Genomic DNA, 14,343 nt, shown 5'->3' with positions numbered 1-14,343 from the left:
ACGTTTTGTACTTGCCATAATAAGCATATTGTATACAATATTCAACATTGAATTTGATTTCATACTAGAACTTCGCGAAATCAACGTAGATTTGCTGACTATCCAACTGATTTCTCGCAATTATTTTTTTGAAAGTTGTTAACAAAGCACAAGCTCAACGTGGATACAAAATGATAAAAACAAATAAAATAGATGAACAAAAGCCAAAAACTGTCGCAATTGTAGGTGCAGGTATCATTGGATTGTGTATCGGTTTGCAACTGGTAAAACGAGGATTTCAGGTTACGTTATACGACCCCAACGGTGTCGCAAATAAGTGTTCTTTTGGCAACGCAGGACACTTTGCAACGGAGCAAGTGTTTCCCCTTGCAAATCGGTCACTGTTACCGAAACTACCAAAAATGTTGCTGGACCCAAATGGCCCTTTACGAATAGAGCTTCGCTATCTTTTTAAAGCAATGCCTTGGTTTACGCGTTTTGTACTGAATATGACTCAACGCAAACAACAACAACTAACCTCTGCCCTTCGAAGCCTAAACGAACCGAGTCTTGCTGCGTATGAAAGGTTATTAGATAATTCGTATGATGTGTTCATTAGTAGTAAGGGAAGTCTACTCACGTTCGAAAACGCGGATTTTAATGAAGTCGAATCGGTAAAAAATCACTACGCGAGTCAAGGCGTCAATGTTCAACTATTAACGCAACAAGATGTTTTGGAACTAGAGCCAAATCTCTCCCACAACATCAAGTATGCCTTGTTGTTCAAGGAGGTAGCGCATAGCGCTGATCCTCATGCTCTGTGCCTTCATCTTTTCGACGAAATTCAGTCTCGAGGTGGCAGGTTCATACAAGAACGTGTTGAACACATTTCATCCACAACAGAAGGCGAAGTGATCAAACTAGCCAACAACAATAACGCCATCTTTGATAAGGTGATTATCGCAAGCGGCGTATGGAGTAAGTCGCTGGCAAAACAATTGGGATTTAGCGTCCCTATTGATGCCGAGCGAGGTTATCACAGCATGCTCAATATGGAAAACCCTATCACGCGTCCTGTGGCGTCCGCTGATAGACAGTTTATTATTACACCTATGGATAATGGGCTTCGATTAGCCGGTACGGTCGAATTTGCAGGCGTCGATGCAAAAGAAAATCACGCAAGAGCAACCATGCTGCTTACTCACGCTAACGCACTCATCCCCGCCACTCAATCTCAGCAAATAGAGTCTACATGGATGGGGTGCCGCCCTTCACTACCTGACTCCTTGCCAGTGATTGGCGTTTCACCGAGAAACAAAAACATTATCTTTGCTTTTGGCCACCAGCACCTAGGGCTAACTCAAGGTGCTATTACATCTGAACTTGTCGCAGATCTCTTACAAGATATACAACCAAGTATTACACTCACCCCCTATCGAATTGACCGATTTTAGGAGAACGTCATGAATGATTTAAAATTACCGATTGGCATCGGCACGAAAACACAAGAACAAGCACTTGCCGAGTTAACTGACATGACGACTGACTTGGTGCCCATTCAACGAGAAGAGTACCAAGCTCGAATTCATCAAGCTCAAGCTCATATGCAGGCACATAATATCGATGCGCTTTATTTAAATGCCGGGACTAATCTCAAGTATTTTACAGGTATGCAATGGTATGCCAGTGAAAGAATGGTGGGTGCAATCCTGCCAGCCAACGGGCAATTTCAATATATCGCGCCGACATTCGAAATTGGTTCATTAAAAGATTTTCAATTAATTGAAGCACCCATTCGGTCTTGGCAGGAACATGAGAGTCCCTACCAACTTTTTGTTACTGTTTTAAAAGAGATGGGACTTTCTAATAGTGCGACCATAGGCATGGACGAAAGCGCGTCGTTTTTCCTATTTGATGGCATACGTCAAATTGCTCCGTCATTAAACTTTATCAACGGTAAAGCAGTAACCGCACATTGTCGTATGCATAAGTCTGTGAACGAACTCGCCCTTATGCAACGCGCAATGGACATGACACTAGAAGTACATAAAGCCGCAGCAAGTATTCTGAGAGAAGGTATAACCACGGTTGAAGTTGAAGCGTTTATTAATGAAGCTCATAAACGCGTAGGTGCGCCCGGTAATTATTTTTGCATCGTTCTGTTTGGCCTCGCCTCCTCTTTCCCGCACGGCGTTAAAGAACCGCAAACGTTAAAGCGCGGTGATGTCGTGTTAATTGACACTGGCTGCAAGGTGCACAGTTACCTATCCGATATCACAAGAACCTATGTATTTGGTGAAGCCTCGGAATGCCAAAAACAAATGTGGCAGCATGAGAAGAACGCGCAAGCGGCAGCATTTAATGCGGCGAAATTAGGCACGCCATGCGGTAACGTAGACCTAGCCGCTCGCAGTTATCTCGCCTCTGTGGGTCTTGGACCAGAATATGATTTGCCAGGATGTCCTCATCGCACAGGTCATGGGATTGGTCTCGACATTCATGAATGGCCTTACCTTGTGAAAGATAACCCACAGCCTTTAGCCGTTGGTATGTGCTTTAGTAACGAACCTATGTTGGTGATCCCAGGGGAATTCGGTATTCGACTGGAAGATCACTTTTACATGACTGAAAGTGGGCCTAAATGGTTTACCGAGCCTTCCTGTAGTTTAGAAGATCCGTTTGGTTTAGCGTAAACAAGCTTTAATTTGAACAGCAAAGCGTAGTTACCCAACGTTTTGCTGTTCAATATTGTCGATTGAATATATGATACATATATAAATCATATACGGTACATTTAATGGGTATAGTCAAAATATCTGACGAACTTCATGAAGAACTTCGCATCGCCAGCGGCATTATGTCTCGCTCAATCAACGCTCAAGCAGAACATTGGATTAAAATTGGTAAGTTATTAGAGCTAAATCCAAATCAAACCTATGCCGATATAGTTAAAGCACAGTTTGAACTCCTCTCTAAGGAGATAAATGCCAATGAGTAACGTTGTGATCAAATCGACCGACGACATCGAAAAAATGCGCGCCAGTGGCAAACTACTCGCGCAAGTATTTGCGGCACTTGATGCTTATATCCGTCCAGGGCTTTCAACCATGGACGTGAATGATTTCGTCGAGGATTACATTGTAAACACGTTACAAGCTCGACCTGCCTCAAAAGGTCAATACGGCTTTGCTTATGTGCTAAATAGTTCGCCAAATAACGTGGTTTGCCATGGAGTACCTAATAAAGAGGTTATTATTCAAGACACTGATATCATTAACATTGATATCACGCTTGAAAAGTACGGGTTCATTACAGATTCCAGTAAAATGTATGTGATGCCAAAAGCACCTGACAATGCAAAAACACTCGTAGATACGACCATTCATGCACTATGGGAAGCGATTAGTCTCGTTAAACCCGATACTCGTCTTGGCGATTTAGGTGCGGCTATTCAATCGAAGGTTGAAAAACTTGGCTATTCTGTCGTTCGCGAATATTGCGGTCATGGTATTGGCCGTCAAATGCACGAAGAACCAAACGTTTTGCATTATGGTTCTAAGAATACAGGTATGAAGTTAAAACCGGGCATGACATTTACAATTGAACCCATGATCAACGAAGGGACTTACCGTACAAAGACACTGAATGATGGTTGGACGGTCATTACAACCGATGGTGGTCTCTCTGCACAGGCTGAGCACACGTTACTCGTTACGGAAAATGGCGTAGAAGTACTGACTTTACGCGATGAAGAACATGCTTTATACAAAAATTATCTAGGAAAATAATGAATATCATACGTTTAAATCCGACAAAACGCTGGTCAGATGCAACTGTTTTTAACGGAATGGGACACTTTGTTGAAGTGGCTAACGATGAAATGGCCGATGCAAAATCACAAGCATTGCAAATTTTTGCTCAAGCAGAACAAACCATGGCTGAAATTAAGAGTGACAAAAGCAAAATTTTGTCAGCAACTATATACCTAACTGATTTCGCGTACTTAGCTCAATTCAATGAAGCGTGGGATAGTTGGTTACCTGAAGGATGTGCACCCAGCCGCGCGTGCATCAAAGCCGAATTAGCCGATCCAAATTACAAAGTAGAAATTGCTTTTGTCGTAGCGTGTGAAATCTAGCCAAAAGAATAACCGCCTTAAACATAAAGGCGGTTTTGATGTTCAACTGCGACTTACGAATATCGATCTATCCAAAGCATTTAAGTTTATACCGACGGTGATCGGTGGCAGTTCTGTCAGTCTGCTAAGTGCCATTAGCAGCTCTTCAACTCACATTCGAAGCCACCTAGATAAATGGTAAATTGACTCAACTTATCGAGTTTATACCATCTCTTTGAATTTGATTGAATAAATAAACTACATAACGAGCTGGGCAAGGCTCGAATGAGTAAAATCCCGTTTTTGCTGAGAACTGTTTGGGTTGCCTAAAGAAAAAACAGTTGATAATTTATTGTTATCGTATAGACAATTTAACAATTTAATAAAATAGATTTATAAATGACTTCGTTAACTGGTACGTTTTGCTTATACGCAGTTATATTTCAGGGTAGATTCAGCGTTGGATTCATTAAAGTTTAAAGATTTTCTTCACCCAAGACCTTCTCCAAAAGGGATTGATGTTCTCTGTAAATTACAACATTTTGCGATCATTACCTACGCAGTAGATCCTTCGAGGTTTGATGGGCTTTATCCCGAACGCTTTAAACTGGATACTTTAATAATTAATAGTGAAGAAAAAGCTTTAATCTCCGTTGTTCCTTTTATCGACATTGACTTTACGTCAGCAGTCTTCCCATTCCCTAAGTTCAAAATGGGACAAACCAATTATCGAATTTATATTGTTGATAAAGAAACAAATGAGCGTTGCGTTTGGTTTTTAGGTACCACTTTAGATTCATGGACACTTGTAGTGCCAAGGTTTTGTTGGAATTTACCATGGCATAGCGGTGAGGTTAAATTTGATTGTGAATTCGATGAATCACAACAAATATACAGGAAATATAAAATGACTACCGAAGCCACTTGGGCTTCGGCTAGTGTAGAGTTATTTCAAACCCAAGACACTCCTATAGAATTACCCGGGTTTCCTGATCCTGAAACTGGACTTGTATATTTGACTCATCCACTCGCGGGTTTCTATCATCGTCGCGATGGCAAACTCGGGACTTATCGTGTTTGGCACAAGCAATTAGAGGTTTCTCACGCAAAGCTTATATCTGCAAATTTTGGTTTATTAAGTCGATTAGGTTTAGTAACTCTTGAAGAGCAGCAAGTTGTGCATAGCGTGCTTATTGAGCCTATTAATGAATTTACTATTTATTTACCGCCTAAAGTGCTGAAATAGAAATCTAACAAGCAAATCATGTGACAAAGCTAAAGGATGAATCGTGAAACTACCTGAATTTTTATTTGATATTAGCAAGTGGGGAGCATTTAAAACCAGTGGGGTTGCTCTAGGATGTGCTGCATTACTACTATTATTTAGAGACTCATCAAACCCAGAGGAAATGTTGTTTATTCAAAATGTTGTACGCTTCGCTATTGGCTCTTCTGTAATTGCATACTGTCAATCATTAGCTTATTCAACATATTGCCTAAATAAAGAAGCTCGAGACCTTCCAATTCTTGCTCAAGTATTCTTTATGGCACTTCATCTTGCTTGGTTTTGTTATTGGTATTTGTATAAATTGGCTTAACAAACGTATTAGTTCAGTAATGTGCTATTAAATTTCTACCTAGCTGTGCTATCAACCAAAAGTGAGGGAGCGAATGCCATTATTATTTACTAAAGAGACAGAAGGACGGATCAATGCTGTCTATACAGGACGATTTGCGTTTGTTCGAGGTCTGAGTTCTACAGAGGCTGACCTATTTATTGCTGAAAAAATAGCTAGCACAGAAAAAAAGGACAGGTTGCTAGAAGAGCTTGAGCATTCTCGTGTTTATATTAAATGCAGCAGTGGACTAATAATTAGTGCCATCCGATGGTTTGTGAGAATTTTTTGGCTCGTCTCAAAGAATGAAAAATTTGTATATAGATATTATAAATTGAGAGCGATATTTTTTGTGAATATGTATAGCTTGCATGAAGATATTGTTGAGTTTAACCGCAAATCGAATGACGATTCCAAATTTTCTGAAATGGCTACTAGAGATCTGAAACTATCAGATCAAAAAGTGATGTCAGCATGGAAAAAAGAACTTGGATATACGTATCTGGCAATACAAATTTTTTATCCAGTCCTGTACCTCATGGGTTACATTACAACAAAAAATTTCACAATTGTTTCTTCTAATGGTGATGTCGACGAGTTAGTCGATCATAATTCTTCAGTAGGTGGCTTGCTGAACGATATAGGCACAAAGGAAAGAGGTTTTTTTGATCCATTGTTAAAATATTTAATTGTCGAAAATTGGTCAAATATGACCTATTCAGATGGATTAAGTTGGGTTAAAGAAAAATTTAGATCAGAGAGAGATTCATGGCGTTATGTAGAGACAGCATTAAATAAAAACAAAAAGTACCAATCTTTATACCCCTCATTTCATGAATACTGCCACAAGATATCTGATTTTGTTTTGAGTTGGTCATCGTGTAAAGACATTAATAGTCGAGAAGCACTTGTGTACTTCTTAAAATACCCAGATGATAAGGATGCTTACAATTATCTTCTTAAAACACAAGATGTTTTTTTAAAAAAAGCTATTGATTATTTTTATTACCATGGGAATTGATGATGCTGCTCACAAATTACGTAGAGAACCACGGCACTAGGTTTGATCACGAGATTGTTTTCAATAAAAGTTGGCTCGTAATTGTTTATGTCGGAAGCAAAACAGTTAACAGAGATATCGAAGTGCCCGCCGTTGTAAGGATTACTGGAACTGAAATGGAGAATGAAGTTTGGGTAGGTACAAGGAATAATTCTTTAGTTTGTGATGTGCTTCCATTGCTGCAAAACGAATTTGCATGCAAAGACTTTAGTGAGCCATTTATATTAGCAGTTCAACTTGGTAAAAAAGCATCTTCACGCCGATGTTGCTTTTTTGAAGAAATAGTTATCGATAAATCAGATAGTAATTTCAGCATATCCCAAAAATTCGCTTCAGGTGTGGGTCGATTAAGAAAGTCTATAGATGGAAAGAATTTTAACAATTCCACTGGTACTTATATAAAAAACATTGGTGATACAGCGATTAAAGAGTTCATCAAAGCATTGATTAAAATTTTGTTTTAGTGAAAATTGTTGGGGCAGCTCTTGCTTTTTACTGGCTTAGCACAGTGTAAGAACTTACCCCAAACGCCATTGTTCGCGAGCAAAAAACGCCTGATTAAGGAGCGCAAGCCAAGCGTTTTGCGTCCTTTAGAGTAACTTGTTAGCTTAAATTTTCACTGAATCAATATGATAGTATTTTTTACTATGCTCCATTTGATATAGCCCATCTAATTTTTTAAGCTTGCCACTTTCCTTTATTGAGACAGCTAGTCCACCACAGTATCGGGGTCACCCATTAGTCAGCCGTTGTAAAGTGCGCGAGAGACTTTCTGCCGAATTATTTTCAGCATTAAACAGAAGTCACTCAATTTTCACTCGCGCCCGTTTTTTCTTTGGTTTGATGTCGGATAATCATCCGCACCAGTCACCCATCTGGTTCTAGGTAAGTAACCTTACCCCAAGCGTCTGCTCCACAAAATACTCGGTGCCAGCAACGTGTCCATATAGAAATAACAGAAACTGTGGTTCAATTTAATGACCAACCTTTTAGTGGCTCACGTGCTAGGCGAATGATTAAATCAAGTGGCCGATAAACCCATCCAATCAGAGTCTACTGGTTCATACCAACCTCTTTGCTGGCTTGGGTTTATCAGCCGAACGCTTTGTCAACATCAAACGGTTCATTATTCTTCAACATATAATATGCAGCTCTTGCCAGTTTGTGGGCCACCGCTCTAATAGCAACGATGCCATTCTTTTTTTGGTACTTACGGTCATAAAAAGCTTTCACTTTTGGTTCGTAGCGAACTGCCATATGCGCCGCTTGTGAGAATGCCCAAGAAAGGTATTTGTTACCACTTTTGGCATTACCTTCGCCTTTTTTCTTATTGTTACTCTCCCTTAAACTTTGTACACAACGGCAATAAGATGCGTAATCGCCTACAGTTTCAAATCGCGCAGTAGTACCAGTTTCGAGCAAAATGGTGAGTCCAAGTACGGGGCCTATGCCCGTCATCGTTTGCAGTAAATCAAGCTGTTTCGGAGCTTCGATGGCTTGTTCAGCTTCCTCTTCCAGTAGCTTAATTTCAGACTGGATTGAGCGAAAAATACGTAAGTTGGTGTCCGCAGCTGTTTTTAAGTGATGTGTTAGTAAAGTCACTTCAAATGACTTCTTTTTAATTTGGCTACTACTCACCCGAACGCCAGAGCTGCGCCAAATTTGGTTTTGAATAGACAATAATTGCTTACTAGCTAACTGCACGAGCTGCATTCTTCTGCGCAACATATCACGCACCGCTCGCTGCTCTTTAGGGTAGATGTACCCCGTAGGCAAAATTCCTAAACGCATCAAGTGGGCAAGGTGAAAAGCATCTTTAAAATCACCCGAATATTTAAGCCCTTCATATTGTTTAACAGCAGCCGTATTGACCAACAGCATGTGAAAGCCATTTGCGGCTAAACCATCGACCAACCAGTACCAATTGAATGTTGACTCGACAGCCACGCCGACTAATTGTTCTTTAAACGGCGTTAAGTATTCCAAGCACAGTGAAAGATCATTAGCGATGCGTTTTGAGAAAACGGTTTTATCGTTCTCATCGTTAACAACAATGACGTGATTATTTGAATGTAAATCGATACCACAGTAAAGTGCCATAACAGTCTCCGGTCAGTCTTGGTTTGAGCACCTGTTAGCATAGCTAACAAAGGCCCCGGAGGCTGACTAGAGGATTATCAGGTCTTGAACTGTGCAAAGCCAACAAAAAACAAGACCTAACCCCATCAATTCCACTTATAAACCATCCAGTTGATTGCCTTGTTAGCCGAGTCTCTATTTTTGAGTGCATACAAATTTCTGTGTCCGCCTGTTTACAATTAAATGGCTTTAGCTCTTTTCCCATTATCTCTTTGGCCTCCTCTGAATTTCCTTTAAAAGGTTGATTAGGTTCAAGTAGAACCTTACCTGTGTCTGCTTCGATGACTCCGTAATTCCCGAAGTCTGCACAACCGCTACCACCACAAAAATGATTTATAAAAATAACAGTCTTTCCTGTTGATGTAATTTCACAGCGCAGATACAGATAGTCCTTTTGTATTTCAAATTGGTGATTTTTGCTGATTGATTTACCTTCAATTTTGACGTCGAAAAATGGCTCCTTTGCTGATGTAGCGTCAGATACTGTAACTAGCGAGTCACCGCACGAAATTGAGTCTGCAACAGAAAAAGTGGAAACTACAGACAGGGAAAATAGAAGAATAGCTCTGATCAAAGTAAATACTCCATGTTTTTGAGCTAACGCCCTGTTAGGGGGCAAATTGTAGTTGGCTAAAATGTGTAGCGAAGCGAAACCGAGCCAAACTTTAGCAGTCCCGCACTTAAACAGCTTGTTATAAATACTTACTCAAATAGTGCAAAAATTCTTTTATCTGAATGCTGCAGGTATGCGTATTTTAACTCTAATAAATGACCTGCTAGATCCATAGAATTAACGTCCGTATTTTCCCGCGAGATTTCGTCTGACCATTGTACAGCAACATCTTTCAGCACTTCATCCTCAATCGATGCGATTGCTTCAGTGAAATTTAACGGTAATAACCAAAGACAATCACTCTGCGCAGAACTGGTGCAATTAAAACGACCTAATAAATCGCTTATTTGCTCCTTGGTAAAGAACCCTCCACCCAAAATTGAGGACTCAGATATTTCTTCAAAACTGCTGTAATCGCAATCACTAGTTGCTGCGAAGAATGTTACGTCCAAACTCAATCCTTTAGGTATTTATAACGCTTGCCATAAACGGCACAAAATAGCTGGCTAAAATTAGCGACGTAGGAGCGCAGCCAAGCTTTTTGCGTCCCATTCATAATGGCATTGTTAAACGCAAATATCACTGAACTTGTATTTTTACAGACTCACGAACAAGCTTTGAAGAAGCGCCTTGTAACGCCATAAATTCTTTCATTTCTTCAAGTTGATCTTTGCCAAACGCTAAGACACCTGCTTTTTTTGATGCTGGAATTCTTAGCTCACTGGTAACAACATACGCAGTAATTCCATCAACAACCACTCGTTGGTCGGTAAAGGTGCCAAATGGCTTGCCGTACTGATTCGCGCACATGATTCTTCCGACGGAAGTTTTGTGACCATTAACATCAATTTCTTGAGGACCATTAAACAAAACATCCGTACAACTTTGCTTGGATAGAGAGAACATTTGCTTTTGAAATGACTCTGCTGAAGTTTTAGAGCCTAGCGTTAACATTTGTTCGGTGATTATCCATTTGTATGTTATTGGGTTTTCACCTTCCGGCACCCACTCTTTTATGTATTGAGAGTTATCAGCGCGATCCGACACAACCGACCATTTAACATTTTGAGGCAACTCAACATTAACGCTGGTAACGCTACTACTAGGCGAAGTTGAAGCACAAGAAGCAAGGAAAGCAGTTCCCATTGCCATTAATAATTTACGCATTGTTATCTCCTTTTTGCGTCTACCCTTAATGCGTTTGTTAGCTTCCGTATTCAACAAGAAACTGTAAACACTCCGTTTTTATTTCATCTGAATTGCCATAAATACCTAAGTTTGCATTAGCCAATTCGTCCCAATAACACATCATTTGACTTTCAATTTGGGGGTTAGGAGCATGCCCAGAAAATGCCATGTCGTATAGTTTTCCAGTCACTCTCTCATAAGTTGTTTTATTGTCTTGAAGGCCTTTAGCAAACAAAGTAAAAGCGCGAGCACCTATTTCGTTTAACTTTTCATGCTGCTCAAAATGGTTCAACAGGGAAACAATTTCATAGCTATCCTTGGCAACTGAAATATCAAACAAACGAATATCAGGTTCAGGCGATTCCAAGATAATTTGATCTGCCCAATTTATTACATCTTGTTTTTTTAAAGCTCCGCACTCAAGAGCAAAAATCATAGAGCTGATTTCTAATGTATCCATAAGGAAGCTAACGCCCGCCTAAGGGGCTGGCAACGCATTACACCAAACTCAAACACAACAACCGAAACTACCGCGGCTCAATGAGACTGGAAACGCCACGCGTTGACAGTCCCTCTTGAGGCGTTTGTTAAACATTTTTTAGGCGAGATTCCAAATATGTTGCAACAAACCAGATTGGTACTGTTGGAATTAGCCAAAAAAACGTTGTTAGAATTAATTCATTAATAGACGTGCAGAAAAACAACGCCATTCCTAAAGCTGATTCACAAACTAGTATCAGAAACGCATTTCCATGCTCTCTCAAGTGACGATATGACTCTACAAACTCTTTACGATCAATTTTTTGATTAGATCTATCCTTCGCTAGTTTTCGATAAAAATCAAATATATGAGCATTCTTAGCTTTGATCGATGATACAAGCATAAAAATTTGACTATATACGATAAAAAATGCAGCCATCGACATAATGCCTCGGAGCAAAGTAAATGAATTTAATTTCCACACAGCGACATAAAAAACACCAAATAAGATAACAAATATCAGCCACACACTGACAGAAGTGTTATTTGAACAAGTAAACTGAAATCTATATCTTAAAGCATGCAAAACTAATATCGGAGCACTAGACACATAACAAAAAGCAGTACCAAGAAATAACATACCGAGTAAGAATGGAGCAGAAATATCTTTTATCTTTAATGCATCAAAGTCTGTATAGCTAGCCATCGTACCTGCCAGCCCTGAGTCTGGATGTAACACTAGTGCAATTATAATGAGGAACCCGAAGATACTACCTATAAAGTACCTTACAAAATAAAATTCCCACCAATTTCCGTTATTCAAACTTCCTCCGTACTATAAAAATTGTTTAACGGCGTATTAGCGAAATTCTCGGTTAAGGAAGTTATCCACATCCTTCTTTCATCCTACTAACAAGTATTTTCTTTAACAATAGCAATAAGTTACCAACAGTTTCTTCTTCTGACAATCAAAAAGTTGTTCAGCAAAAACGAGCCTTTACTTATTCGAGCCTTACCCGACTCGCTATGTAAATTATTTTGTCTTTGAACTTCATAGAGATATGTTTTTTTACCGCATAACCGAGCCTTGTTTATCCATTACATAGCGCGCCATTTAATAGTTATCTTAAGATGTATAACTTAACCGTCCATCGGTTCTAACTCATTTTTGCTCAGAAACGAGTTTGACCTATAGTCTGTTTCTCGCTCTAAACTGCGTTAGAGTATAAATCATTATTTCTCGGGAAATCGTGTGATTCCAAAGCAACCGACTTTCAGTAAGATGCTTTATTTTTCAAGGTTGATTTTACTTGCCGAAATTCGATGTCAGCACAAAATATCAATATGGAATATTATTGCGGACGCACATCAACTGAATTTTTTATCAAATTTGTAAAACGCTAAGGCGGTAGAAAGCGCAATCCCAGAAAATAGCATCCACATTAATTCAGGTTTATGCATCTCTATAACGAACACGTCATAGCTCCAACCTGAAAGAAAGCCTGCAAATAAAAAGCCCAGCGCCATCGAGACGAAATAGTAACCCATGTACGTTGCAGCAGCGCCCTTAGGTGCAAACGTCGCAACATATTCTTGGCTTTTGGGCGATGTGAGCATTTCTCCTAACGCGATGAGTACAATCACCAAAATCATCAACGCACCTCCTGACAACCAATTTCCACTTAAACACGCGAACACAAATGCGAGTGCGGTTACGATTAGACCTGCAATGAGCACCGAGATGGTGCGTTTCTTTGCAACACATTGGCTTACCGCAACTTGGAACAATACTATTGCAGCGAAATCTAGGTTGATTAAATATTCAGGATTGACTTGTCGGTATTGGGATAGAGATGCCAAAAATAGTTGAAGTTGTACGTGCCGAGTTTCTTCAGGGATGGTTTGCAGTTCTCTTAGCGCTGTGTTGATGGATTCAAGTTGAGATATTGGAAGTAAAATTTTAAGGTGGGCTAAATGCGCTCGGTAACTTGTCATTGTATCAGCCATTAAATCGGTCTTAAGAAGTTCCATTGTCAATTTCTCAATCGCAGCAATATCGAGATGAGATAAAAAGTTCGCCACTTGTGGACTAACAGCATTGATCAAGTGAACCAAATCGCTTGTATCAACGTAATCGCGAATGAATATTGGCAAGGTATAGAATAGCTGGTTATAGACAGTCCAAAACCCGGTAAGTATGAGTAAATATAAGGCAAAGCGCGGTTGGCTTATCACAAGCCGCTGTTGCCACCAACGCGTCGCTACTTTGGTACAACGGCGTTCCCAAAACATGAAACCTATTACGAACCCGACAAGCAAGATTGCCCCAAACGGCCCTGTGATAAACTGACTACCGATAAGCATGATGATCACAACAAGGCCGAAACTCAGGAGCGCAAACCGAGCGTTTCCTAGAACCGTTTGAGCGTCGTTTAAAATATCAATGATACGTCGGTTATTATTCGTCGTGATAGACGGTTTGTACCATAGTAGTAACGGAATAAAATTGAGCAATATCCAAGCCGCAGACATCATGAACACGGCATCCCAACTGATGGCTCGCATGTAGCCTGCGATTAATGGACCAAGAAAGCCCCCGACGTTCACCATGGTGTAAAAAATACCAAAACCTAATCCTCGATTGTTTTCATTGGTGCTCATGGCAACCGTTCCGACAACAACGGGTTTAAAGCACGCGGCACCGAGTGCGACAATCGACAAAGCAGCAAAAAACTCGTTAAAGCTTTTCGCATAGCCAAGCAGCCAATACCCAGGCGCCATAATTATGAAGGCGAACAAAAACATTTTTTTGTAGCCAACTTGGTCTGCTATCGCGCCGGTAAAAACGGGCAACAAATACAGAAAGAACGGAATTATGCCCTGAATCGCGCCCCGCTCTACATTACTAAAACCAACTCCGCCTTGCTCAACCGGTGTTGTCATGTATATCGATGAGACCGCAAAGAATCCATACCATGCTAACCGCTCAAATATTTCCATGAGGTTTGCGACATAGAAATTACGACCAAATTGACTCGCTATCGAGCCTGACTTTGTGGCTTCTTTTGAAGTGATATCCATAGTGCGTATTGTTGTTTGATAATTGCTTTTTATATTGCATACAATATACACTCATTGCAACACGTTAGA

The 14,343-nt window shown here is 40.1% G+C and carries 16 protein-coding genes; 9 read left to right on the top strand and 7 right to left on the bottom strand.

The features are described from left to right. Nucleotides 1–170 precede the first annotated feature (170 nt). The 9 genes from J5O05_RS01210 to J5O05_RS01170 all read left to right on the top strand — a co-directional run bounded on the left by J5O05_RS01210 (nt 171) and on the right by J5O05_RS01170 (nt 7,236). A complete protein-coding gene (locus J5O05_RS01210) occupies nt 171–1,433 on the top strand; it encodes an NAD(P)/FAD-dependent oxidoreductase (protein ID WP_208843251.1) in 1,263 nt (420 codons plus the stop codon). Between the two features lie 9 nt (nt 1,434–1,442). Beyond that, the gene (locus J5O05_RS01205; RefSeq protein WP_208843250.1) at nt 1,443–2,672 is read left to right on the top strand and encodes a M24 family metallopeptidase; all 1,230 of its coding nucleotides are present in this window, start codon (nt 1,443–1,445) and stop codon (nt 2,670–2,672) included. A 104-nt stretch (nt 2,673–2,776) separates the two neighbouring features. After that, nucleotides 2,777–2,977, top strand: a complete 201-nt coding sequence (locus J5O05_RS01200; RefSeq protein ID WP_208843249.1) for a ParD-like family protein — start codon at nt 2,777–2,779, stop codon at nt 2,975–2,977. Continuing rightward, nucleotides 2,970–3,767, top strand: a complete 798-nt coding sequence (gene map, locus J5O05_RS01195) for a type I methionyl aminopeptidase (RefSeq protein ID WP_208843248.1) — start codon at nt 2,970–2,972, stop codon at nt 3,765–3,767. Before J5O05_RS01200 ends, map begins: the two co-directional genes overlap by 8 nt. Continuing rightward, on the top strand, nt 3,767–4,117 hold the full coding sequence (locus J5O05_RS01190) for a RidA family protein (RefSeq protein ID WP_208843247.1): 351 nt from the start codon (nt 3,767–3,769) through the stop codon (nt 4,115–4,117). The genes map and J5O05_RS01190 overlap by 1 nt, the downstream gene beginning before the upstream one ends. Nucleotides 4,118–4,556: 439 nt before the next feature. Further along, a complete protein-coding gene (locus J5O05_RS01185; protein ID WP_208843246.1) occupies nt 4,557–5,342 on the top strand; it encodes a DUF2071 domain-containing protein in 786 nt (261 codons plus the stop codon). Nucleotides 5,343–5,385: 43 nt separating this feature from the next. Then, a complete protein-coding gene (locus J5O05_RS01180) occupies nt 5,386–5,694 on the top strand; it encodes a hypothetical protein (protein ID WP_208843245.1) in 309 nt (102 codons plus the stop codon). Between the two features lie 73 nt (nt 5,695–5,767). After that, nucleotides 5,768–6,733, top strand: coding sequence for a hypothetical protein (locus tag J5O05_RS01175; protein ID WP_208843244.1), 966 nt, complete (start codon nt 5,768–5,770; stop codon nt 6,731–6,733). Between the two features lie 155 nt (nt 6,734–6,888). After that, nucleotides 6,889–7,236, top strand: coding sequence for a hypothetical protein (locus J5O05_RS01170; protein ID WP_208843243.1), 348 nt, complete (start codon nt 6,889–6,891; stop codon nt 7,234–7,236). A 628-nt stretch (nt 7,237–7,864) separates the two neighbouring features. On the opposite strand, the gene J5O05_RS01165 is transcribed toward J5O05_RS01170, so the two are convergent. The 7 genes from J5O05_RS01165 to J5O05_RS01135 form a co-directional block, all read right to left on the bottom strand. Beyond that, complete coding sequence (locus tag J5O05_RS01165; RefSeq protein ID WP_208843242.1) at nt 7,865–8,872, bottom strand: IS110 family RNA-guided transposase; 1,008 nt, start codon at nt 8,870–8,872, stop codon at nt 7,865–7,867. Between the two features lie 43 nt (nt 8,873–8,915). Continuing rightward, the gene (locus J5O05_RS01160) at nt 8,916–9,485 is read right to left on the bottom strand and encodes a hypothetical protein (protein ID WP_208843241.1); all 570 of its coding nucleotides are present in this window, start codon (nt 9,483–9,485) and stop codon (nt 8,916–8,918) included. Nucleotides 9,486–9,613: 128 nt separating this feature from the next. Continuing rightward, the gene (locus J5O05_RS01155; RefSeq protein ID WP_208843240.1) at nt 9,614–9,976 is read right to left on the bottom strand and encodes a hypothetical protein; all 363 of its coding nucleotides are present in this window, start codon (nt 9,974–9,976) and stop codon (nt 9,614–9,616) included. 127 nt (nt 9,977–10,103) lie between these two features. Continuing rightward, nucleotides 10,104–10,691 carry a hypothetical protein gene (locus J5O05_RS01150; RefSeq protein WP_208843239.1) on the bottom strand — a complete coding sequence of 196 codons (588 nt, stop codon included), beginning with the start codon at nt 10,689–10,691 and terminating at the stop codon, nt 10,104–10,106. A gap of 37 nt (nt 10,692–10,728) precedes the next feature. Further along, nucleotides 10,729–11,172, bottom strand: a complete 444-nt coding sequence (locus tag J5O05_RS01145) for a hypothetical protein (RefSeq protein ID WP_208843238.1) — start codon at nt 11,170–11,172, stop codon at nt 10,729–10,731. A 127-nt stretch (nt 11,173–11,299) separates the two neighbouring features. After that, nucleotides 11,300–12,016 (bottom strand): hypothetical protein, encoded by a 717-nt coding sequence (locus J5O05_RS01140; RefSeq protein ID WP_208843237.1) that lies wholly within the window; start codon nt 12,014–12,016, stop codon nt 11,300–11,302. A gap of 545 nt (nt 12,017–12,561) precedes the next feature. Beyond that, entirely contained in the window at nt 12,562–14,274 is a 1,713-nt protein-coding gene (locus tag J5O05_RS01135) for an MFS transporter (RefSeq protein WP_208843236.1), read from the bottom strand. Nucleotides 14,275–14,343: the final 69 nt, after the last annotated feature.

Origin of the sequence: Pseudoalteromonas xiamenensis, from assembly GCF_017638925.1 — a bacterium.
Taxonomy (GTDB): domain Bacteria; phylum Pseudomonadota; class Gammaproteobacteria; order Enterobacterales; family Alteromonadaceae; genus Pseudoalteromonas; species Pseudoalteromonas xiamenensis.
The sequence above is the reverse complement of the archived record's forward strand: the minus strand, read 5'-3'. Positions and strand labels throughout refer to the sequence as shown.